Genomic DNA, 20,695 nt, shown 5'->3' with positions numbered 1-20,695 from the left:
TGTACTCCTGTGGTTGTTCGGTTGGGGAGTTTCAGTACTGGCGCGCCTTGGCCAACTGCTGATCGATGGCGGCGGCCGCGGCGGCCACCCTCTCACTGCCGCTGACCTCGGCCACCGCCACATGCCACCAGGACAGGTAGCCGTGGAGCATGGTCTTGGGCAGCACCTTGATATCGATCAGGGTCGAGACCCGCTGCAGCCGGGCGTCCGCCAGGGCGGCGTGGAGCTGCTCCAGGTTCCTCACCTTGTAGGTCTTGCAGCCGTAGGCCGCGGCGCTCATGGCGTAGTCCACCGGGATCAGGCCGCCGTCTAGCTGGTCGCTGTCTGGGTTGCGGTAGCGGAACTCGGTAGCGAAGCTGTCCAGGCCCTGGCCCAGTTGCAGGTTGTTGATGCAGCCGAAGGCCATGTTGTCCAGCAGCACCACGTTGATCTTGCGTTGCTCCTGGATCGAGGTCAGCAGCTCCGAATGCAGCATCAGGTAGGAGCCGTCGCCCACCAGGGCATAGACCTCGCGCTCGGGGGCGGCGAGCTTGACCCCCAGGGCCGCGGCAATTTCATAACCCATGCACGAATAGCCATATTCCACGTGGTAGGTGTTGAGCCCCTTGCTGCGCCAGCTGCGTTGCAGGTCCCCGGGCAAGCTGCCGGCAGCGGCGACAATCACCGCATCGTCGGCCAGGGTCTGGTTGAGCACCCCCAGCACCTGGCTCTGGGTCAGGCAGGAGCCGGTCAGCTCGATGAACTCGCGCAGCACCGCCGGGTCCAGCGCGTCCTTGACCTCCGGCACAAAATCCTCGCCCTGATAGTGCACGCCGTGGACCCGCTCCAGCTCGGCATCCAGCTGCGCCCTGGCCTCGGCCACCCGAGTGCCCCAGCCGGCGCGGTAGGCGCTGCCGGCCAGGGCCTCGCCCAGTGCCTGCAAGCCGGCCCGGGCATCGGCCAGCAGTTGCACGCCATCGAGCTTCACGGCATCGCCGGGGTTGATATTGAGGTTGAGAAACTGCACCTGGGGGTGCTGGAACAGCCACTTGGACGAGGTGGTGAAATCGCTGTAGCGGGTACCGACGCCAATGATCAGGTCGGCCTCCCGGGCCAGCAGGTTGGCCGCCAGGCAGCCGGTTTCACCGATGCCGCCCACGTTCAATGGATGGCTGGACAGCAGCGCGCTCTTGCCGGCCTGAGTCTCGGCCACCGGGATCGCGAAGCGCTCGGCAAAGGCCTGCAAGGCCTGGTTGGCCGCGGCGTACTTGACCCCGCCACCGCAGATCAGCAACGGCTTGCGCTTGCCCCGCAGCAGCGCCACGGCGTCCGCCAGCATCGCTTCGGTGGGTGGCCGCCGGTCGATGCGATGCACCCGTCGGGCGAAGAAGCTCAGCGGGTAATCGTAGGCCTCGGCCTGCACATCCTGGGGCAGCGCCAGGGTCACCGCGCCGGTTTGGGCCGGGTCGGCCAGCACCCGCATCGCCTGCAGCGCCGCGCTCATCAACTGCTCCGGGCGGTTGATCCGGTCCCAGTATTTGCTCACCGCCTTGAAGGCATCATTGGTGCTGATGCCCAGGTCATGGAACTGCTCGATCTGTTGCAGCACCGGGTCCGGCTGGCGGCTGGCGAACACGTCGCCGGGCAACAGCAGCAAGGGAATGCGGTTGGCCGTGGCGGTGGCCGCGGCGGTCAGCATATTGGCCGCGCCGGGGCCCACCGAAGCGGTGCAGGCATAGACCTTGCGCCGCAGGTGCTGCTTGGCAAACCCGATGGCGGCATGGGCCATGCCCTGCTCGTTGCGGCCCTGGTGCACCCGCAATTGGCCCGGGTCCTGCTGCAGCGCCTGGCCGATGCCCAGCACATTGCCGTGGCCGAAGATCGTAAAGACCCCGGCAATGAACCGGCTCTGCTGCCCGTCCACCTCGACGTACTGGTTATCGAGGAATTTCACCAGGGCTTGGGCCATGGTCAGTCGAATCGTGCTCATCTGTGTTCCTTCAATGGCCATACAGCACTCTCACTGTTCTTTGTGCGGAAGCCGGCTTGCCGGCGCCTACAAGGGGGGTCAGGCCAGGGCCTGGCGCAGGTGCCGGATACTGCGCTCCAGAGCCTGCTGCAGGTCCGGTCGATCGTGAACGCTCGCGGCAAAGGGCTCGAAGGACAGGTAGCCGCGGTAACCGCCCGCCAGCAACGCGGCGATCTGCGTCGTGTTGCCCAGCCGGTCCGCCGCGCCCACCAGCACCCGATGACCGTCCCGCAGCGCTGCCAGAGGCAGTGGCGGCCCCTCGACACCGGAGAGGTGCACCAGCCCGGTGAGCTCGGCGAACAGCTGGGGTTCGCCGGCCAGTGTGTGGTGGAAGGTGTCGTGCACCAGGCTCAGCACATCCAGCGCGCCAACGGCGCGGATCGCGTCCACGGCGCTGCGCTTGTCACGCAAGGCGCACTCGGCAAACCCCAGGGGCTCGACAAAACCGCGCAGGCCATGCTGGCGAAGAACCTCCGCGATCCGGGTCAGGGCGGCCGCCAGCCCCTGGGCCCGCTGACCCGCGCTGCGCCGGTCGCCGGGGTCGTTCAGCGGGCACAACACCAGGCCCTCGGCACCGCAGGCGCGGGCATAACCGGCCAGGTGCAGCAACTGCTGGCGGCGCTGTTCATCCCACAGGTCGAAGGGGTACAGGGCATTGATCGACAGCAGCCGGATGCCACGCTGCTCACACAGCTCGCGGACCTGCTCGGGGGGCGTGCCATCCTCGATCTCCACACCCTTGAGGTCATTGCGCAGCTCCACCCCATCGATCTTCAAGGCCAGTGCCAGGTCAAGAAAATCCGCCAGAGGCAGGTGCGGTGCGACCATTCGGTTCAAGGCAAAACGCAAAGGCTGAGTCATGTTCCAGCTCCCCGAAAATCGGCAAAGGTGCGTCGCTCACAGATCCAGCAGCCAGCTGTGCCGGGGGTCGTTATGGAACTGCCAGACCCGCTTCGGCCCGGCCATCACGTTCAGGTAATAGGACTCGTAGCCATAGGGCACGCTGACCGGGTGGTACCCCCTGGGCACCACCACCAGGTCGTGGTGCTCCACCGCCATGGCCTCGTCCAGGCTGCGGTCGTCGGTGTAGACCCGCTGGAAGACGAAGCCCTGGGGCGGGTTGAGCTGGTGGTAATAGGTCTCTTCCAGAAAGCTCTGGTGCGGCAGGTCGTCGGTGTCGTGCTTGTGCGGCGGGTAGCTGGAGGAATGCCCGGACGGCGTGCGCACCTCCACCACCAGCAGGGAATGGGCCGGCTCGCTGTCGGGCAGGATGTCGCAGACGTAGCGAGTATTGGCGCCCTTGCCGCGCACGCTGCGCCTGCACTGTTCCGGGCGGATCAGCCGTGGGCCGAGGTCGTTATCGACTGCCCCCGGGGCGGCACACACAGCGATCTGCACATCGCTCAAGGCGGTGACACGGGCCCGGCTGCCCGGCGGCAGGTAGGCAGCAAAGGGGGATTTGTCTTCGAACACCGATTGCCGGTCACCCAGGTTGGGCCACTGGAAGGCGCCCTGGGGCGCTTCGCCCTGCACATCGATACGGCCGCTGAGCAGCACCAGGCACAGCTCCTTGTCGCCGGCGCTGACCGGCAGGCTTTCCCCCAGGCCCAGGCGGTAGGCACTGAACCCCACGTATTCCAGGGCGCCCTCTTGCAGCTGGACCATGGTCCGGCCCTTTGCAGCGCTTTTAACCAGCAGGCTCATTGGGCAGCCCTCCTGCGTTGCAGGCCAGCGTCCAGCAGGGCCCGCAGGGTGTCGTAACCTTTTTTTGCGTAGACGTAGCTCGGCGCCACCGCCGGGTCCTGCTCGGCCTCCACCACCAGCCAGCCCTGGTAGCCTGCGTCCAGCAGCACATCGAGCAAGGCGGCGAAGTCAATGTCGCCATCGCCGGGCACGGTGAAGGTGCCGTTGACGATGCAGTCCGGGAAGCTCCACAGGTTGTTGCGCGCCAGTTGCACCACCGGCTTGCGCACGTCCTTGAAGTGCACATGGCACACCCGCCCGATATGCCGGCGCAGCACCTCCAGGGGTTCGCCGCCGCCCATGTAACAATGGCCCGAATCGAACAGCAGGCCGACTTCCTCGCCGGTCAGGCGCATCAGCGTGTCGATGTCCGCCGGGGACTCGACGTAGGCGCCCATGTGGTGGTGATAGGCCAGGCGCACGCCCTGGGACAGGGTGAAACGCGCCAGCTCCGTGAGTTTGTCCGCGTAAACCTGCCAGGCCTGTGCACTGTGCCAGCGCGGGCGCTCGATCAGCCGCACCGGCAAGCCCTGGATCGAGTCGGCCACTTCGCCGTAGACCAGCACCGAGGCGCCGTTGCGCTTGAGCAGTTCGACGTGGCTGGCAATGGCGTCGATTTCCTCGGCCACCGAACGCCGGGCCAGGCGGCTGGAGTACCAGCCCGAGACCAGCGCCAGGTCATAAGGGCGCAACACATCGCCCACGCCCTTGGCGTCCTTGGGGAACTTGCCGTTGAGTTCGAAGCCTTGGTAACCGATCTCGCGGCCTTCGCTGAGGGCGGTGCTCAAGGGCGTTTCACCGCCCAGGGCCGGCAGGTCGTCGTTGCTCCAGGAGATCGGGTTGATGCCAATTCGGATCGCGGGCATGGCTGCACCTTTTGTTGTTATTCATGAAAGCGTGGAGAACGGCCTTGCACTCGCAGGAGCTGGCTTGCCAGCGAAGGCACCGGCGAGCCTGGCACCAGGCTCAAGACCCTCTTCGCCGGCAAGCCGGCTCCTACACAGGGCGGGCGCTGCGCCAGGCGTTGATCAGTTGCTCGAAGGTGCCCTGCACTTGCCGGATCAGGGTGTCGTCGTCGATCTCCCCCGCCAGCCACGCTCGGCTGGGCTCCTGGAAAATCGTGCGGCCCACGGCAAACCCCCGGCAGGTGCGGCTGTCGGCCGCTTGCCGGAAGCCCTCGGCGAGGGCTTCGGCCGAGGCATTCAGGCCCAGCAGCACCACGCCACGGCAATAGGGGTCGCGCTCCTGGATCAGCTCATCGAGCTTTTTCCATTCCTCGGCCGACTGCGCTTCGATCTTCCACCACGCGGGGTAGATGCCCAGGTTGTACAGGCGCTTGAGGCTGCGGTAGAGCACCTCGGGATGAGCGCCGGGCAGGTCCCTGGGCGGGATGATTTCCAGCAGCAGCTCATGCCCGCTGACCTGGGACGCCTGGTACAGGCCACGGATCTGCGCTTCCTGTTCCAGGCGCAGCAAGGGCTCGTCGTCCGGGTGAAATTGCACCAGGCACTTGATGATCTGTTCCTGGGGCCAGGCGATCAGGTTGCTGCCCACCGAGCGCCCGTGCTCGAACGCCAGGGGCCGCGAGCCCTGCACTTCCACCGGCCGCGCCACCCACCAGCCGCGCCCGGTGGCGGCGTTCAGCGCCTCCTGGCCGAAGCGCTGGTCGGCCAGCAGGCCGACATCGGCTTCGATGCCCCGGCGCCGCAGGTCGGCTTCGACCCGCTGCACCGCTTCTATGAAGAGTTGCTTGAGCTGACCGATGGCCTTGAGCTCGCGCCCACCTTGCTGCGCCAGTTCCACCAGTTGCCCACGGTGGTCGAAGGCGAAGACGAACAGGGGCTTCCAGGCCTTGCGCGGCACACTGACCTGATGCAGGCGTTGCAGCACCGGGTCCTGGTCGGGACGGGTGATGGGCACCGGGCTGCTGAACAGGTAGTCCAGTTCGGCCCGGGTCGGCATCGCCGGGGCGCAGGCGTGGCGCGACACCACCAGGCCGCCGCAGGCGTTGGCCAACTGGCAGCAGCGCTCGTCACTGGCCTCTTCCAGCCAGCCACTGAGGAAGCCGGACATGAAGGCATCGCCGGCGCCCAGTACGTTGAGCACCTCCACCCGCACGCCGGGGTAGATCGCCCCGTCTTCCAGGCGCTCCGGAATCTCGCCGTGGATCACCGTGCAGCCCTGCGGGCCAAGCTTGACCACCAGGGTCGCGGCACTCAGTGAACGCACGGTGCGCAGGGCCGTCAGCAGGTCGTCGCTGCCACCGGCAATCAGGAATTCCTCTTCGGTGCCGACGATCAGGTCGAAGCGCGGCAGGATGCCCTGCACATGCTGGCTGACCTGCGGGTCGGCCACGAACCGGGTCTGGCCGTCGGCCTTGCCCGCCAGGCCCCAGAGCACCGGCCGGTAGTCGATGTCCAGGACCCGCTTGACCCCGTGCTTTTGCGCGTAGTCCAGGGCCTGCAGGCTTGCCCGGTAGACGCCGTCAGCGGAAAAATGGGTGCCGGTGATCAGCAGGGCCTTGCTGGAGGCGATGAAGGCTTCGTCGATGTCGGCGGCGCACAGCGCCATGTCCGCGCAGTTCTCGCGGTAGAACACCAGGGGGAAGGTTTCACGGTCCTTGAGGCCCAGCAGGACCAGGGCGGTGAGGCGCTGCGGGTCGACCTTGACGGCGCTGACGTCACAGCCTTCGCGCACCAGCGACTCCAGCAGGAAGCGCCCCATGTGGTCATCACCGACCCGGCTCAGCATCGCCGACTTGAGGCCCAGCCGCGCAGTGCCAAAGGCAATGTTCGCCGACGAGCCGCCGAGGTATTTGGCAAAGCTTGCGACGTCCTCCAGCCGGGCCCCCACTTGCTGCGCGTAGAGGTCGACGCCCAGGCGTCCGAGGCAGATCAGATCCAATTGACGCCCACTGGCAAAACGAGTCTGGCCCATGCTGGCTCCTGTTATTTTTATCAGCCGCTGCCTGCCGTCGCGCACTGCCCCGGCAGGCCTACTTGGTGGATGCAGACTAGAACGTCTCCCGGCGCCAATCAATATTTATTCTATAAATTTTTTACGTAGAATATTTTTTCCATTAAACTTTTCTGCAATGCCCAAGGCTGCGCCGTGCATCGTTTCAGCAAGGCGCCCGGGGCCCGGCCCCTCAAGATTTTCCCGGCGCCGACCCTGTAGACTGCCCGCAGCCCATTTATTGTCAGGGGGCGACGCCCGCGGTCGCTCCCATCAGTACCCTCAGAAGGATCCGTTATGTCCCGCACCGATCAGCCGGCCCTGTCCGATCGCACGCCCGAGAGCGACCTTGCCAGCCCTCCGGCCAATGCCGAGCGGCTGCTGCAGTTGATCACCGAGGAGTACGAGAGCCTGCCGCGCCAGCTCAAGCGCATCGCCAGCTACATGAGCCAGCAGAGCGACCGGATCATGGTCGACCGGATCAGCGACATCGCCCGCGAGTGCGAGGTGCACCCTTCGGCCATCGTGCGTTTTTCCCAGCGTTTCGGCTTCAGCGGCTTCAGTGAAATGCAGGCGCTGTTCCGCCAGGCCTACACCCACAAGGCCACGCCGGTGCAGAACTACCAGCAGCGCATCCGCAGCCTGATCGCCAACAAGTCGCAGAAGGCCAGCGACGGCGACCTGGCGCGCGACTGCATCAGCGCCACCCTGTCGGGGATCGAGCGCCTGGGCCTGGAGCTGGACGACGCGGCCTTCGAGCAGGCCGTGGACCTGGTGGTCAACACCGACAATATCTATGTGGTGGGGGTGCGCCGCTCCTTCGCCGTGGCCGACTACCTGGTGTACAACCTGCAGCACACCAACAAGCGCATCCACCTGGTGTCGGGGCTGGGGGGCAGCTACCGCGAGCAGATGCGCAGTATCCGCCCCAACGACCTGGTGATCGCCATCAGCTTCACCCCCTACGCCAAGGAAACCCAGCACTGCCTGCGCATTGCCCAGCACAACCAGGCCAAGACCCTGATCATCACCGACAGCACCCTGTCGCCCCTGGCCAAGCGCGCCAACAGCGTGCTGCTGGTCAACGAGGGCAGCTCCTTCGCCTTCCGCTCACTGAGCGCCACCCTGTGCCTGTGCCAGGCGCTGTTCATTGCCGTGGCCTACCGCCTGGAACTGAAGATGGACGAGATTCACGAACAGGGCGGCTTCGACGACTAGCCCTTCGGCTGGCGCAGCGCTATTCGTAGATCTTGCCGCAGTACAGGAACACCGCGAAGCGCTGCCAGGGCGAAGCCTCCACCAGCCCCTGGGTGGCACCGATGCCGGTGGCCTCGGCCCAGGCGTGGGCGCCGTCGAGAAAATCCTCGATGCAATGGTTCTGCCAACTGTCGGCCTCGCCGGCCTGGGCCATGCGCTGCGCCTGGCGGCGGTCGGCAATCAGCGCCTGGACGAAGTCGAGGAAGCTCTGCTCGTCATGCACCTGCTGCAAGCGTTGTTCAAGGTCCATTGGGGCTCTCCGGGGTCAGGACGTTGCCTGGAGCGCCAGGCCCTTGCGCAGCAGTTCCTTGCGCAGGATCGGCCGGCCCGGGCAATGCACGCCGTCCAGGGTGCTGCACTCTAGCAGCCGTTCCAGCTTGCGGGCACTGCCCGGGCTGCCGGTCAGCAGGTAGCTCGTGCCTTCGCCGAGGCTGATCAGGTTCAGCAGCCAGTCATCGCCCCACTGCCCCAGCACCTGCTCGATCAGGCTGCGCTGGCGCACCAGCAGGCCCTGGGCATGCCACAGGGTCAGTTGGGCGAAACGCCGCGGCAGGTTGCTGGACGCTTCGAACACTTTCAGGTCCTTGAGCAGGGCCTCGGGCAATTGCGCTTCGATCTGCTGCTGGCACTGCTTGAAATAGTCTTCGGGCCAGTCGGGGCCCAGGCCGGCCAGCGCGGCCAGGTCGGCGTAGGCCTGGCGGTCCGACGCGGTGCACCCCTGGTCGGTGAAGTTCAGGGTGTTGTCGAGAATGCCCGCCGCCAGCAGTTGCGCGCTGTCGCGGCTGATCCTGGGCAGCAGCCCGGAGTCGCGCCAGCGCTGGTAGACCTGGGTACAGGCGGCACCGATCTGGCGGATATCCGCGTGCTGGCCCAGGCGCTCGTTCCAGAAGGCCTCGAAACCCGGGTGATGGTCGATGACCTCCACCACCCGGTCCAGGTCCACCAGCGGGTCCAGGTGCAGGTGGTTGGAAATGTCCACCAGCACGAACTGCTCGGTCCCTTGCGGAACATGGGCGTCCAGCCCCTTGAGACGCTGGCGGAAAGTGCCCGGGATGCTCTCGTTGAGCGGCGCGCTGCTTAGGGCCCGGGCCGGGCGGCCGCTGAGGTTGAGCCATTCGGCATAGGCAATGCAGCCGGCGTAGGCGTCGATATCCAGATAGGCCGCGCCGGCGGTGACAATGATCATGACGTCCCTGTAATCCACAAAGGCCGGAGGCCGGGGCGCCGAGGGTGCCTGAGCCACATGACAGCCAGATGACAGTCAGCGGCCCTCTACAGGCCCTGCCTCGGCCACCAGCAGCGCCGCCAGCCGCGAGCCGCTGAAGCGGATCTGCGCCAGGCTCAGGGCCGCGTAGCCGACGATCACCGCCGCCGGCCGGCGCACCTGCTGGCAGTGCTCGGCCAGGCCCTGCAACAGCAGGCCCTGCTGGGCCGCGCGCTGGCGAAAGCGCGCCTCATCGCTGCCCGGCGGCAACGTCAGCAGCAGATGCAGCCCGGCCTGCTGGCCGCTGATGCTGTAGCAGCCCGGTGCTTCACTGGCGAGGATCGCCAGCAGCAGGTCGCGGCGTTCCTGATAGGCCTGGCGCGCCGCCCGCAGATTGCGCAGGAAGGCGCCGCTGGCGATGTAGTCGGCCAGGGCCAGTTGCTCGATCACCCCCACCGAGCGCCCGGTGTCCTGCAAGGTGGCCAGCAACCGTGGGCGCAGGCGCTCGGGCAGCAGCATGAAGCCCACCCGCAGGCCGGCGAACAGGGTCTTGTTGAAGCTGCCGCAGTAGATGACGCGGTCGTCCCGGTCCAGGGACTTGAGGGCCGCCAGGGGCGCGCTCTGGTAGTTGAATTCGCTGTCGTAGTCGTCCTCCACCACCCAGGCCTCGCTGTGCCGGGCCCACTCCAGCAGGGCCAGGCGCCGGGACACCGGCATGGTCATGCCCAGGGGCGCCTGATGGGCCGGGGTGACATAGACCATGCGGGCATCCTGATGGTGTTGCAGCTGCTGTACATCGATCCCGTCCTCCTCCGCCGGAATCGGCACCAGCCGCGCTCCGGCCAGGGCGAACAGGCTCCGGGCCGACAGGTAGCCGGGGTCTTCGAGGCACACCTTGTCGCCCGCTTGCAGCAGGCTGCGGGCCAGCAGGTCGAGGCCATGGCGGATGCCGGTGGTGATCATCACCTGCTGCGGCTCGCAGGCGATGCCCCGGTGCTGCCCCAGGTACTGGGCGATCTGCTGGCGCAGGGCCGGCAGGCCGCCGGGGTCGGCGTCCCACAGCGACTGCGCCGAGGCATTGCCCAGGGCCCGGGTCAGGGAGCGGGTCCAGCGTTGCAGGGGAAACAGCGCCGGGTCGGCCAGCCGGGCGACAAACGGCTGGCCGGCCCGCACGCTGAGCGGCGGGTACGGTGGTTCGCTCTCGCTGACGATGGGTGCCGCCGCCCGTGCCGGGGCGCTCAGGTACAGGTCCGGCACCACCGCGCAGACCCGGGTCCCGGAACCGCTGGCCCGGCTCACATAACCTTCGCTGCGCAAGCGGTCGAAGACCACTTCCAGGGTGCCCCGGGACAGGCCCCAGCGCTGGGCCAGGGTGCGGGTCGAGGGCAAGCGGCAGCCGGCCGGCAGGCGTTTTTCCAGGATCGCCTGGCGCAGGGCACTGTAGGCGCTGTCCTGTTTGCCCAGGGCTTCATCGCAGTGCTGGGGCAGCGGCAGGTCGAGGGGCACGGGGTGTTTTCCACGGCTCATAGTGGTCCAGTCAAAAGCGGCCTAAATGGTGCTCGGCATTAAACCACAAACCCCTTAATTTCAGCGCCATCGCCCTCTGCCCCGAGCCTGCCATGCCGCCCGCCAGCCCCATCACCACCCGCTCCATCGCTGTTGAACGCCCCCTCGCCCCCTGGCTCTGGACCCTGTTGCTGCTGGTGGTGGTCTGCCTGCCGCGGATCAGCATCGACCTGTACCTGCCGGCGCTGCCGGCCATGGCCGACCAACTGGGGGCCAGCGACGCCCAGCTGCAACTGACCCTGAGCCTGTACATGCTCGGCTATGCCCTGTCGATGCTGCTGGGTGGCCCGCTGTGCGACCGCTATGGCCGGCGCCCGGTACTGCTGGCGGGCACAGCGCTGTTTCTCGCGGCCAGCCTGGCCTGCATGCTGGCCGCCAGTGTCGAAGTACTGATGGGCGCCCGCCTGCTGCAGGCCCTGGGCGGTTGCTGCGGCACCCTGGTGGGCCGGGTCATGGTCCGCGACCGCTGCCCGCCCGAGGAGCAGCCGCGGCTGCTGGGCCTGTTGTCCATGGGCATTGCCCTGTCGCCGATGCTGGCACCGCCCCTGGGCAGCCTGATCGACCAGTTGCTGGGCTGGCGTGGCCTGTTCCTGTGCCTGAGCCTGGTGGCCGCGGCGGCCTGGCTGCTGATGTTCAAGCGGCTGGCCGAAACCCGCCCGCCGCAGCTCGCGCCAGTGGCCGTGAAAAGCCTGCCGCGCCTGTACCTGCGCCTGCTGGGCGAGGCCTACTTCATGCGCTATTCCCTGGCCATCGGCTGCCTGTACTGCACCTACTTCCCGTTCATTGTGCAATCGCCGGCCCTGTTGCAGCGCCAGCTGGGGCTGTCGCCCACGGCCTACGCCCTGGTGTTCGCCGCCACCGTGGCCGGCTACCTGATGGGGTCGCGACTGTTCCAGCGCCTGGGGGTACGCCACAGTGCCGACCGCCTGATCACCGCGGCCTGCCTGTTGAACCTGGCCGGCGCCGGCCTGTTGCTGCTCACCCGCAGCCTGTGGCCCGACAGCCTGTGGGCCATCGTGCTGCCGATGCTGGCGCTGATGCTCTCGGTGGGCCTGGCGATTCCCGCCTGCCAGCTGGCGATCCTGCAGCCCTATGCGGCGGTGGCGGGCACCGCCTCGGGGCTGTTCTTCTTTATCCAGATGGCCATGACCGCCGGCTGCGGGCTGCTGGCCAGCCTGCTGGCGGACAGCCCGGCGGGCTCGCTGCAGGCCCTGACCGGCCTGTTCAGCCTGGCCCTGGGGCTGGCCTGGTGGTGCCTGCGGCCACGGCGGCGGTAGGCGCCGGCTCGGAACGCCTTCATGCACCCCTGTAGCCGCTGCTGAGCCTGCGAAGCTGCGAAAGGCCGGGCCGCGTTCGGTACGCAGGGCCTTGCGTGGCGGTCTCCAGCCGAACCTCTGGCGCCTTCAAGATCCCCGCGTCTTCTTCGAAGCCGTTCGCAGCCTGCGGCAGTGGCTACAGGTTTGCACTGTGCAAGGCCGCTTCAATACCGCTAAATTGGCCGCGCCTTTCCCATCCGTTGTGCCGTTCAAGACAAGGAAATACGTGATGAAGCTTATTGGAATGCTCGATTCACCCTACGTGCGCCGCGTCGCCATCAGCCTCAAGAGCCTGGGCCTGCCCTTCGAGCATCACTCGCTTTCGGTGTTCAGCACCTTCGAGCAGTTCAAGGCGATCAACCCCGTGGTCAAGGCCCCGACCCTGGTCTGCGAGGGCGGTGAAGTGCTGATGGATTCGAGCCTGATCATCGACTACCTGGAAACCCTGGCCGGCCCGCAACGCAGCCTGATGCCCACCGCCCTGCCCCAGCGCCTGCGTGAGCTGCGGCTGGTCGGCCTGGCCCTGGCGGCCTGCGAGAAGTCGGTACAGATCGTTTACGAGCGCAACCTGCGCCCCGCGGAGAAACAGCACGGCCCCTGGCTGGAGCGGGTTGGCGGCCAGTTGCAAGCCGCCTATGGCGAGCTGGAGCAGGAGTTGCAGAAACAGCCGCTGCCCCGGGACGGCTCCCTGGGCCAGGCCGGCATCAGCCTGGCGGTGGCCTGGAGTTTCAGCCAGATGATGGTGGCGGACCAGTTCAACCCCGGGCAATTCCCGGCAGTACGCGGCTTTGCCGAGTACGCCGAACAATTGCCGGTATTCCTCGCCACCCCCGCCACCTGAGCCACACCCTCCCCGTAGGAGCCGGCTGCCGGCGAAGAGGCCCGCAAGCCTTGCAGCGCCTTCGCAGACGCCTTCGCTGGCAAGCCAGCGCCTACAGCAGCGGTCAGGCCGGTTCGGGCTGTTTCTTCACGGCGGCAGTGGCGAAGCGCCGGGCCAGGAAGGGGGTGATGTCCAGCGGCAGGGCTTCATCGTTCACCAGTTTGTCCAGCAACACGCCGGTGATAGCCGAGGTCAGGATGCCGGTGCGGAAGTGCCCGCAGGCATTGAGGTAGCCTTCGACCCCATCCATCGGCCCGAGGATCGGCAGCTCATCCGGCGAACCCGGGCGCAACCCCGCCCAGCAGCGCTTGAGGTTGACATGGGCCAGCTCCGGTACGCAGCGCACTGCGCCCTGCACCAGGCCGTTGATCTCCGGGTAGGTGGTGGTGACGTCGAAGCCCTTGTCCTCGGTGGTACTGCCGATCAGGATCTCGCCGTTGTCCTTCTGCGCCATGTAGCAGTCGCTGGTGGTCAGGCAGCCGTTGAGCAGCTTGGGCATGCGCTCGGTGAGAAGGATCTGGCCCTTCACCGGCTTCACCGGAATCTCGATGCCAGTGGCCTGCAGGCTCAGCTCGGCGGCCCAGGCGCCGGCGGCGTTGATCAGGGTCGTGCAGCGGAACAAACCAGCAACGTCGGTCTTCACCCCGCTGACCCGATTGCCCTGGTGCAGGACCCCGGTGACGTTGGTGTTGAAGTACACATCCACGCCGTTCTGGCGTGCGCCTTCGGTGTAGGCGTCGGTGAGGCGGAACGGGTTGACCTGGTGGTCGCAGAGGAACTCCAGGGCGCCCTGGGCTTCATGGCTGACATTGGGTTCCGCGGCGCGCAGGGCCGCCTGGTCGAGCCAGCGTACCTGGTCGCTCAGGTGCGGGATGCAGCCGACGATGTGCTCGGCGTACAGGCGGTCTTCCTCGTCATAGATGACGAACTTGAGCCCGGTCTGCTCGAACTTGAAATCCATGTTGTGCAGGCCCATCAGCTCGCGGTGCAGGCGCGGGTACAACTCGTTGGACTGCAGGGCGAAGTCGAAGAACGACTGCGGCAGGATGTGCGGAGTGCTGGAATCCACCACCACCGCCGAACCCTGGGCCTCGCGCTTGCGGTTGGCCGACATCATGCGAAAGAAGATCACCCCGCAGCCCAGCCCCACCGACTCGCCGATGGCCCACAGGCCGCCGGCCGAAGCGCGGCTGGCGTTGCCCGGGCGCTTGGCGTCGATCAGCGCCACCTTCAGGTCCTTGCGCTTGGACAACTGGTAGGCGCAGGAAGCGCCGATCACGCCGCCACCGGCAATGACCACGTCGTAATGCTTAATCATGCTGGGAGACCTCCTGGTCAGACGGCGGGAACGCGGAAAACGGAATCGGGTCCAGGGGGAAGCGCGGGCGGATCCAGCCCACGTCCTTGCGCCCGGTGGCCTGGCGCAGGCGGTCGCTGCAATAGCCCACGCACATGCGCCCCTGGCAGTCGCCCATGCTCACCCGGGTGCGCATTTTCAGGCTGGCCATGTCCTGCACGCCCTGGCTCAGGGCACGCTCGATGTCGTTGCGGGTGGTGTGTTCGCAACGGCAGATCACGGTGTCGCCCTTGGGCAGCTCTACCTGCCCGGCGCCACGCGCGGTATAGCGGTCCACCGCACCACGAAAACGCAGGATCGAGGCCAGCTTGCGCTCGTAACCCTGGCGCCGTTGCAGGGCCGCTTCGTTGCTCAGTACGCCACGCTGCATGAGGATCGACAGCGCGGCGATACGCCCGCTGAGCATGGCCGCCTCGCCGCCGCGGATGCCGCCCATGTCGCCGGCCAGGTGCACGTGGGGCTCGCTGCTCTGCTGCCAGGCGTTGGCGCTGGCGCGCAGGTAGCCGTCGTCGCTGAAGTTGTGTTCCAGGCCCATCTGCTGGCTCAACTGGGTGCGCGGGATGAAGCCGTAGCCCACCGCCAGGGTCTGGGCAGCAATGCGCTGGGCCTTGGCCATGTCCGGCTGCCAGTCGCTGGAGTACGGCGCCACGGTGACCACGCTCAGGGCGTCCTGGCCCTGGGCTTCGACCACGCCCCAGCCATAGCGCAGGGCAATGCCGTGCAGCTTGAGGTAGGCGAGCATGCTCAGGCCGTCGAGAAACAGTTGCGGCTTGTTGAGCATGGCCAGGCTCTGCTTGGCGATCTTGCCCAGGGCACAAGCCTCGTAGACCCCCGCCACGCGCACGCCGGAAGCATGCAGCTGACACGCCACCAGGGGCAGCAAGGGGCCGGTACCGGCGATCACCACCGGGCTCTGGGGCTTGACCACCCCGCTCTTGATCTGCAATTGCAGGCCACCCAGCAGCTTGACCCCGGGCAGGGTCCAGCCGGGGAACGGCACACTGCGCTCATGGCAGCCGGCGGCCAGTATCAACTGCTCGTAGCTGACCTGCTGCACCTGCTCTTCGCCATCGAGCAGCACCAGGCTCTGGGTGCCCTCGGCGCCCACTACCCGGCTGTTGAGGCGCACGTCGATCATCTGTTCGTGGTCGGCGAAATCGCCGTGCAGCTTGGCCAGCATTTCGCAGTAGCGCGGCCCCAGGTAATCCAGCTGCACGCCGTCGCGCAGCGGCCCGCGGTAGACCACGCCCCCCAGGCGCGAGGCCTCTTCGATCAGGGTGCTGCGCACGCCGTGCTCGGCCAGTTCGATGGCGGCCGCCATGCCCGCCGGCCCACCGCCGACGATCACCGGGTTCAGGCTCATAACGTGGGCTCCGTTTCAGTGATGCGGTTGCTCAGGGTCTGCACCTGCATCCCCGGCTTGACCAGGGTCTGGCAGGCGCGGCGCTTGTGCCGGCCGTCGATCTGCACCAGGCAGCAATGGCACACGCCCATGCCGCAGTAGGCGCCGACCAGTTGCCCGTGATCGTTGCGCGCCACCTGGCGCAGGCCGGTGGCCTGGATCACGCTGAGGACGGTTTCACCCAGGGCGGCAGTGACTGGCTGGCCATTGAGGCTGATGGTCATGTCCGCATGCTGCAGCGGCTGAATATCGAAGTTGCGGTCTATCTGACGCATTGTGGGTTCATCCGTGAAAAATGAATGGGGTTGCCGGCGTCCCGCCGTCCATGCTGCTGCGGTCGGGACCGGGCAACGTCCCGGTCCCAAGCTGTTTGTCAGAACCGAGCGCGGGCCAATCTAGTCGGTTTGTCGGACACGGATATTGATCTGGGCCAAGCAAACGGCTGCCTCGCACCCGACGGTGGCCAGCCCTTGCAAAACTGCGATACCGCGCACAAAAACGCCGCTGGCGGCAATGGCCGGCAGCGGCGTTCGGGAAGGCCCGGGCCCGTTCGGGCCGGGCTTTATAGCTTGAATCAGTGCATGAACAGGGCGATCAGGATAATCACCGGGATCGGCACACCGAGGAACCACAAGAGTAATGAGCGCATGGGAAATCTCCTGGATCAGTGAACGGGGGTGGGGGCTACGGTGCGCGGCTGGACATCGCTTTCAAGCCAGACCACGGCGTCCCGACGACGACCGCCAAAGGTCGCCGCGAGGCTGGCGAAGAAGGCCCCGCACAGCAGCGAGATAAACATCCACAGCGACGACCAGGCAGCCACCTTGGCTGCGGTGTCGGCAGCTTCCTTGGCGGCCTGCTTGGCTTCTTCCACGGCCTGGCGGGTCTTGGCGAAGACTTCATCGACCCGACGCTCGGCATCGGCCTGGCTGAGGTTGGTACGCTGGGCCACCAATTGCGCCAGGTAGCTGCGGTCCTCAGGGGCCAACTGGCCGTCGTTGCTCAGGGTGCGCACGAAGATCCGCGATACCGTGCCACGGGCCGCGTCATCGCTGACCGCCGCCGGGCGATCGTCGCGGAACAGGCTGTCGACGAAGTAGCCGTAGTCATCCTGGGAACCCTGGGCGGCAGCATGGCCGGCCACCTGGGTCATGGCACCGGCGGCGCCGGAAGCCACCTGGGCGCCGGCATGCACGCCGCCGCTGATGACGCTGCTGACCGACCCCACCACCAAAGTCGCGGTGACCAGGGTGGCCACGGCCCAGGCCAGGAAGCCATGGGCGGTGTCGCGGAAATACACTTCATCGCCATGCAGGTTGGCCCACTTCACCCGCAGGCGCCCGGCGATGTAACCGCCCAGGCCGGCAGCGATGATCTGCGTCACGGCCAGCCAGACAATGCTGGAAATGCCCAGGCCCTTGGCGCTGATGCCGCTGCCGGCCCAGGGCGAAACCGCGGAAAAGCCCAGGCCGAAGCCCAGCAACAGGAGGATCAGCGAAAGAGCGGCGGCCGCCGCGGCGCCAGCGAAGATCGCCGCCCAGGACACGCCCGAGTGATGACTCGAGGCATCTGCGGTGGCCAGCAGGTGTTCAGAGGGTCTGTTCATTGTTGTTCAGCTCCAGGCATGAAAAATGGTGTTACACGTCTCGAAGGGACAAGTGCAGCCACCGTGCCAGTTGCACGAACTTTATAAGCGCTTTTATTTCAATGACTTGCGATAAGCAGACAATCCCGGATCGTGCAATTTACCGGCCCGGGAGTTTTCGGGCGGGCGTTCTGCACGGCCCGCCCGGTGCTCAGGCCTGCCGGCTCCGGTAGAGCTCCCGGCCGCGGGTCCAGCACAGGTGCACCACCAGTACCAGGATCCACAGGGCCAGCAGCAGGTTGCCCACCAGGGTCAATTGCCCGATGCCCTGCCCCCACAAGGTAAAGAGCGGCAATGCCAGCCAGGCCGAACGACGAAAATCCAGCAGCCGCATGATTCCCGGCACGGCCACCGCCATCAGGGCGATGACCAGGACGTCCAGGCCGCGATACGCCAGCATCCAGCGCGCATAGCGAGGGTCGGCAGCATAGGCCTCCAGGTAACCCGGCAGGCGCAGCGCCAGATCCACGGCGAGGCTCAACAGCAGGCTGGCCAGCAGCAGCCACAGCAGTCCTTTGAAACGTGATGCGTAGTTCATTGCACAACACCTTGATACACAGAAGGTCAATCGGGTTTTCAATGCCGCTTGTAGCTCTTGTTGCCACTGGGGGTCAGGCAGTACACCCCGCCCCGGGGCCCGGTGCAGAAACTGCCGCTGCCACAGTTGCATCCCTGGGCGTCGCGCAGCAGGGGCTCGGCCCGCGGGGTAGTGGAGCGCTGGCCGGACATCAGGGCGCAGTTCTTTTTCGACGCGCTGATGGAACCGTCGTTGCACAGGAACAGCTCGCCGTCGCAACGGGCGATACCGCCCTTGCGCCCGGAACAGGGCTGGTTGGCCGCCAGCACCGCGCTGCTGCACAGCACCATCAGGCAGAGAAAGGACAATGGCTTCCAGCCAACCCGGGGCAGGCCCGTCATGGATGTGCCTCCTGGCCATAAAAGTGGCGCGATAATATCAGGCAGCGCGGCCTCTGGCAGGGGCTTGTTCAAGGTCTGGACAGAGGCCTGGAGGCGCAGATGAAAGTTTTTTTAGAATTGCGGCCGCCGTTTCTTGGCAAAATGCCCGCCTGTGTCACGAACCGCCAAACAGGTAACGCCTATGACCCGCATTCTGACCATCGAAGACGACGCCGTGACCGCCCGGGAAATCGTCGCCGAACTGAGCAGCCACGGCCTCGACGTGGATTGGGTGGACAATGGCCGCGAGGGCCTGGTGCGCGCCGTGAGCGGCGACTACGACCTGATCACCCTGGACCGCATGCTGCCGGAACTGGACGGCCTGGCCATCGTCACCACCCTGCGCACCATCGGTGTGTCGACACCGATCCTGATGATCAGCGCCCTCTCCGACGTCGATGAACGGGTGCGCGGCCTGCGCGCCGGTGGCGACGACTACCTGACCAAGCCCTTCGCCTCCGACGAGATGGCGGCCCGGGTCGAAGTGCTGCTGCGGCGCAAGAACACGGTCAAGGATTTCGACACCAGCCTGCGGGTGGCGGACCTGGAACTGAACCTGATCAGCCGCGAGGCAACCCGCGCCGACCAGTTGCTGAGCCTGCTGCCCACCGAATACAAGCTGCTGGAATTCCTCATGCGCAACACCGGCCAGATCCTCTCGCGGATGATGATCTTCGAGGAGGTCTGGGGCTATCACTTCGACCCCGGGACCAATCTGATCGACGTGCACATCGGCCGCCTGCGCAAGAAGATCGACCCGCCCGGCATGACCCCGTTGATCCGCACCGTGCGAGGCTCGGGTTATGTCATTGCTGAACCCCTCTAAAGGCTGGCGTTCCTCCAGCAGCCGCCTGCTGGCGCTCTACAGCACGCTGTTCGTGGCCTGGAGCTGCATCCTCATGGGGGTGCTGTACTACGAGGTCTCCACCTACCTGGACAGCCTGGCCAAGCACTCGCTGATGCAGCGCCAGCACCTGTTCGCGCGCTTCGAGGGCGACCAGCTGGTGGAAGCCCTGACCACCAGCATGACTTTCGACATGCGCGCCATCGACGCCTACGGCCTGTTCGATGAGCAGCGCCGGCCCCTGAGCGGGCCGATCCGGCAGATACCCGACGACCTGCCCCTGGACGGCAAGATCCACGAACTGAAGAACTGCATCGACTCCGACGACCCGAGCCTGCCCCGCGACAGCTGCGACGCCGTGGCCACCCACACCCGGGATGGCCGCTGGCTGGTGCTGGTGCGCGACAACGGCTCGCTGTTCGCGGTGACCCGGATCATTCTCCACGCCCTGCTCTGGGGCATTTCCCTGACCATCATTCCCGGCGCCGCCGGCTGGCACCTGCTGCGCCGCCGGCCCTTGCGGCGCATCCGCCAGATCCAGGCCAGCGCCGAAGCCATAGTCGCCGGCGACCTGACCCGGCGCCTGCCACTGTCGGACCGGCGCGACGAGCTGGACATGCTGGCGGCCATCGTCAACGCCATGCTCGAACGCATCGAACGGCTGATGCATGAGGTCAAGGGCGTGTGCGACAACATCGCCCACGACCTGCGCACCCCGCTGACCCGCCTGCGGGCCCAGCTCTATCGCCTGCAGCAACAGGCCGAGGAAGGCTCGCCCCAGGCCCTGCAGATGGACCAGTTGCTGGCCGAGGCCGACACCCTGATGGCGCGCTTTCGCGGGTTGCTGCGGATTTCCGAACTGGAGGACCAGCAGCGGCGCTCGGGCTTCCTGGTGCTCGACCCCCTGCCCCTGCTGCACGAGCTCTATGACTTCTACCTGCCCCTGGCCGAGGAAGGCCAGTTGACCCTGGTGCTGGATGTACCGGCGAGCCTGCCCAGCCTCACCGGTGACCGCGCCCTGTTGTTCGAGGCCCTGGCCAACCTGCTGAGCAACTCCATCAAGTTCACCCCACCGGGGGGCGAAGTGATCCTGCGGGGGATTGACGACGACGGCAGCCCGCGCCTGGAAGTGCTCGACTCAGGCCCCGGAATACCCGCAGCGGAACGGGCGGCGGTGTTCCGGCGCTTTTACCGGGTGGATGAAAACAATGCCCAGGGCGGGTTTGGCCTTGGCCTGTCGATCGTCGCGGCGATTGTCAGCCTGCACGGCTTCAAGCTTGAGGTGGGCAGCAGCGAACGCGGCGGCGCGCGCCTGAGCCTGGACTGCCGGCCGAGCCTGATTGCCGACAATTGATCCCGGCCTCCACGCCCCTATGATCCGGTGCCTGTGGCCCTGTGACCCTGTGATCCTGTGATCCTGTAGCCGCTGCTGAGCCTGCGAAGCTGCGAAAGGCCGGGCCGCGTTCGGTACGCAGGGCCTTGCTTGACGATCTTGCGCCAAACCTTCCGCGCTCTCGCGCTCCCGGTGTCTTCTGCGTCGCAATGCCGCCCAAGCCGTTCA

The 20,695-nt window shown here is 66.7% G+C and carries 19 protein-coding genes; 5 read left to right on the top strand and 14 right to left on the bottom strand.

The genetic code is table 11. The annotated features are described in order from the left end of the window. Window positions 1-31: 31 nt before the first annotated feature. The 5 genes from iolD to AC1RMG_RS03235 form a co-directional block, all read right to left on the bottom strand. Entirely contained in the window at window positions 32-1,969 is a 1,938-nt protein-coding gene (gene iolD / locus AC1RMG_RS03255) for a 3D-(3,5/4)-trihydroxycyclohexane-1,2-dione acylhydrolase (decyclizing) (protein WP_065363831.1), read from the bottom strand. A gap of 78 nt (window positions 1,970-2,047) precedes the next feature. After that, complete coding sequence (locus AC1RMG_RS03250) at window positions 2,048-2,869, bottom strand: TIM barrel protein (protein WP_493168326.1); 822 nt, start codon at window positions 2,867-2,869, stop codon at window positions 2,048-2,050. A 36-nt stretch (window positions 2,870-2,905) separates the two neighbouring features. Then, window positions 2,906-3,712 (bottom strand): 5-deoxy-glucuronate isomerase, encoded by an 807-nt coding sequence (gene iolB, locus AC1RMG_RS03245; protein ID WP_053151047.1) that lies wholly within the window; start codon window positions 3,710-3,712, stop codon window positions 2,906-2,908. Next, on the bottom strand, window positions 3,709-4,617 hold the full coding sequence (gene iolE / locus AC1RMG_RS03240; RefSeq protein ID WP_276494965.1) for a myo-inosose-2 dehydratase: 909 nt from the start codon (window positions 4,615-4,617) through the stop codon (window positions 3,709-3,711). The genes iolB and iolE overlap by 4 nt, the downstream gene beginning before the upstream one ends. Before the next feature lie 130 nt (window positions 4,618-4,747). Beyond that, window positions 4,748-6,688: a bifunctional 5-dehydro-2-deoxygluconokinase/5-dehydro-2-deoxyphosphogluconate aldolase gene (locus tag AC1RMG_RS03235; RefSeq protein WP_370059015.1), complete on the bottom strand. Its 1,941-nt coding sequence runs from the start codon at window positions 6,686-6,688 to the stop codon at window positions 4,748-4,750. Between the two features lie 315 nt (window positions 6,689-7,003). Between AC1RMG_RS03235 and AC1RMG_RS03230 the strand changes: the two genes are divergently transcribed. After that, window positions 7,004-7,924 (top strand): MurR/RpiR family transcriptional regulator, encoded by a 921-nt coding sequence (locus AC1RMG_RS03230; RefSeq protein ID WP_011060881.1) that lies wholly within the window; start codon window positions 7,004-7,006, stop codon window positions 7,922-7,924. A 19-nt stretch (window positions 7,925-7,943) separates the two neighbouring features. Here the strand turns inward: AC1RMG_RS03230 and AC1RMG_RS03225 are convergent, their stop codons facing one another. The 3 genes from AC1RMG_RS03225 to pdxR form a co-directional block, all read right to left on the bottom strand. Further along, complete coding sequence (locus tag AC1RMG_RS03225) at window positions 7,944-8,213, bottom strand: DUF7660 family protein (RefSeq protein WP_011060880.1); 270 nt, start codon at window positions 8,211-8,213, stop codon at window positions 7,944-7,946. A gap of 15 nt (window positions 8,214-8,228) precedes the next feature. Beyond that, window positions 8,229-9,149, bottom strand: coding sequence for a DHH family phosphoesterase (locus AC1RMG_RS03220; protein WP_210482198.1), 921 nt, complete (start codon window positions 9,147-9,149; stop codon window positions 8,229-8,231). 75 nt (window positions 9,150-9,224) lie between these two features. After that, window positions 9,225-10,694 carry a MocR-like pyridoxine biosynthesis transcription factor PdxR gene (pdxR, locus tag AC1RMG_RS03215; protein WP_410036975.1) on the bottom strand — a complete coding sequence of 490 codons (1,470 nt, stop codon included), beginning with the start codon at window positions 10,692-10,694 and terminating at the stop codon, window positions 9,225-9,227. Window positions 10,695-10,786: 92 nt separating this feature from the next. Between pdxR and AC1RMG_RS03210 the strand changes: the two genes are divergently transcribed. Further along, window positions 10,787-12,010 (top strand): multidrug effflux MFS transporter, encoded by a 1,224-nt coding sequence (locus AC1RMG_RS03210; RefSeq protein WP_065363825.1) that lies wholly within the window; start codon window positions 10,787-10,789, stop codon window positions 12,008-12,010. Window positions 12,011-12,278: 268 nt separating this feature from the next. After that, on the top strand, window positions 12,279-12,890 hold the full coding sequence (locus AC1RMG_RS03205; protein WP_011060876.1) for a glutathione S-transferase: 612 nt from the start codon (window positions 12,279-12,281) through the stop codon (window positions 12,888-12,890). A 103-nt stretch (window positions 12,891-12,993) separates the two neighbouring features. Here AC1RMG_RS03205 and hcnC read toward each other — a convergent pair whose 3' ends face one another. The 6 genes from hcnC to AC1RMG_RS03175 all read right to left on the bottom strand — a co-directional run bounded on the left by hcnC (window position 12,994) and on the right by AC1RMG_RS03175 (window position 18,251). Then, complete coding sequence (hcnC, locus tag AC1RMG_RS03200) at window positions 12,994-14,247, bottom strand: cyanide-forming glycine dehydrogenase subunit HcnC (RefSeq protein ID WP_019094282.1); 1,254 nt, start codon at window positions 14,245-14,247, stop codon at window positions 12,994-12,996. Further along, window positions 14,240-15,649 (bottom strand): cyanide-forming glycine dehydrogenase subunit HcnB, encoded by a 1,410-nt coding sequence (hcnB, locus tag AC1RMG_RS03195; protein WP_011060874.1) that lies wholly within the window; start codon window positions 15,647-15,649, stop codon window positions 14,240-14,242. Before hcnB ends, hcnC begins: the two co-directional genes overlap by 8 nt. After that, a complete protein-coding gene (gene hcnA / locus AC1RMG_RS03190) occupies window positions 15,646-15,963 on the bottom strand; it encodes a cyanide-forming glycine dehydrogenase subunit HcnA (RefSeq protein ID WP_011060873.1) in 318 nt (105 codons plus the stop codon). The genes hcnB and hcnA overlap by 4 nt, the downstream gene beginning before the upstream one ends. A 389-nt stretch (window positions 15,964-16,352) precedes the next feature. After that, entirely contained in the window at window positions 16,353-17,294 is a 942-nt protein-coding gene (locus AC1RMG_RS03185; RefSeq protein WP_220224235.1) for a hypothetical protein, read from the bottom strand. Window positions 17,295-17,484: 190 nt separating this feature from the next. Further along, window positions 17,485-17,871: a hypothetical protein gene (locus AC1RMG_RS03180; protein WP_123473234.1), complete on the bottom strand. Its 387-nt coding sequence runs from the start codon at window positions 17,869-17,871 to the stop codon at window positions 17,485-17,487. A 38-nt stretch (window positions 17,872-17,909) separates the two neighbouring features. Then, the gene (locus tag AC1RMG_RS03175) at window positions 17,910-18,251 is read right to left on the bottom strand and encodes a YdcA family protein (RefSeq protein WP_053151024.1); all 342 of its coding nucleotides are present in this window, start codon (window positions 18,249-18,251) and stop codon (window positions 17,910-17,912) included. A gap of 181 nt (window positions 18,252-18,432) precedes the next feature. On the opposite strand from AC1RMG_RS03175, the gene AC1RMG_RS03170 reads away from it, so the two are divergent. Both AC1RMG_RS03170 and AC1RMG_RS03165 read left to right on the top strand, forming a co-directional pair. Next, window positions 18,433-19,116, top strand: coding sequence for a response regulator transcription factor (locus AC1RMG_RS03170; protein WP_011060869.1), 684 nt, complete (start codon window positions 18,433-18,435; stop codon window positions 19,114-19,116). Beyond that, on the top strand, window positions 19,094-20,488 hold the full coding sequence (locus AC1RMG_RS03165; RefSeq protein WP_011060868.1) for a sensor histidine kinase: 1,395 nt from the start codon (window positions 19,094-19,096) through the stop codon (window positions 20,486-20,488). The genes AC1RMG_RS03170 and AC1RMG_RS03165 overlap by 23 nt, the downstream gene beginning before the upstream one ends. Window positions 20,489-20,695: the final 207 nt, after the last annotated feature.

The organism is Pseudomonas sp. GW822-FHT04H02, from assembly GCF_058800645.1.
This window is presented reverse-complemented; position numbering and strand designations above follow the sequence as displayed.

Coding starts and splice junctions, on each gene's coding strand:
- iolD (WP_065363831.1), bottom strand. CDS start 1,969: ATGAGCACGATTCGACTGACCATGGCCCAAGCCCTGGTGAAATTCCTC.
- AC1RMG_RS03250 (WP_493168326.1), bottom strand. CDS start 2,869: ATGACTCAGCCTTTGCGTTTTGCCTTGAACCGAATGGTCGCACCGCAC.
- iolB (WP_053151047.1), bottom strand. CDS start 3,712: ATGAGCCTGCTGGTTAAAAGCGCTGCAAAGGGCCGGACCATGGTCCAG.
- iolE (WP_276494965.1), bottom strand. CDS start 4,617: ATGCCCGCGATCCGAATTGGCATCAACCCGATCTCCTGGAGCAACGAC.
- AC1RMG_RS03235 (WP_370059015.1), bottom strand. CDS start 6,688: ATGGGCCAGACTCGTTTTGCCAGTGGGCGTCAATTGGATCTGATCTGC.
- AC1RMG_RS03230 (WP_011060881.1), top strand. CDS start 7,004: ATGTCCCGCACCGATCAGCCGGCCCTGTCCGATCGCACGCCCGAGAGC.
- AC1RMG_RS03225 (WP_011060880.1), bottom strand. CDS start 8,213: ATGGACCTTGAACAACGCTTGCAGCAGGTGCATGACGAGCAGAGCTTC.
- AC1RMG_RS03220 (WP_210482198.1), bottom strand. CDS start 9,149: ATGATCATTGTCACCGCCGGCGCGGCCTATCTGGATATCGACGCCTAC.
- pdxR (WP_410036975.1), bottom strand. CDS start 10,694: ATGAGCCGTGGAAAACACCCCGTGCCCCTCGACCTGCCGCTGCCCCAG.
- AC1RMG_RS03210 (WP_065363825.1), top strand. CDS start 10,787: ATGCCGCCCGCCAGCCCCATCACCACCCGCTCCATCGCTGTTGAACGC.
- AC1RMG_RS03205 (WP_011060876.1), top strand. CDS start 12,279: ATGAAGCTTATTGGAATGCTCGATTCACCCTACGTGCGCCGCGTCGCC.
- hcnC (WP_019094282.1), bottom strand. CDS start 14,247: ATGATTAAGCATTACGACGTGGTCATTGCCGGTGGCGGCGTGATCGGC.
- hcnB (WP_011060874.1), bottom strand. CDS start 15,649: ATGAGCCTGAACCCGGTGATCGTCGGCGGTGGGCCGGCGGGCATGGCG.
- hcnA (WP_011060873.1), bottom strand. CDS start 15,963: ATGCGTCAGATAGACCGCAACTTCGATATTCAGCCGCTGCAGCATGCG.
- AC1RMG_RS03185 (WP_220224235.1), bottom strand. CDS start 17,294: ATGAACAGACCCTCTGAACACCTGCTGGCCACCGCAGATGCCTCGAGT.
- AC1RMG_RS03180 (WP_123473234.1), bottom strand. CDS start 17,871: ATGAACTACGCATCACGTTTCAAAGGACTGCTGTGGCTGCTGCTGGCC.
- AC1RMG_RS03175 (WP_053151024.1), bottom strand. CDS start 18,251: ATGACGGGCCTGCCCCGGGTTGGCTGGAAGCCATTGTCCTTTCTCTGC.
- AC1RMG_RS03170 (WP_011060869.1), top strand. CDS start 18,433: ATGACCCGCATTCTGACCATCGAAGACGACGCCGTGACCGCCCGGGAA.
- AC1RMG_RS03165 (WP_011060868.1), top strand. CDS start 19,094: ATGTCATTGCTGAACCCCTCTAAAGGCTGGCGTTCCTCCAGCAGCCGC.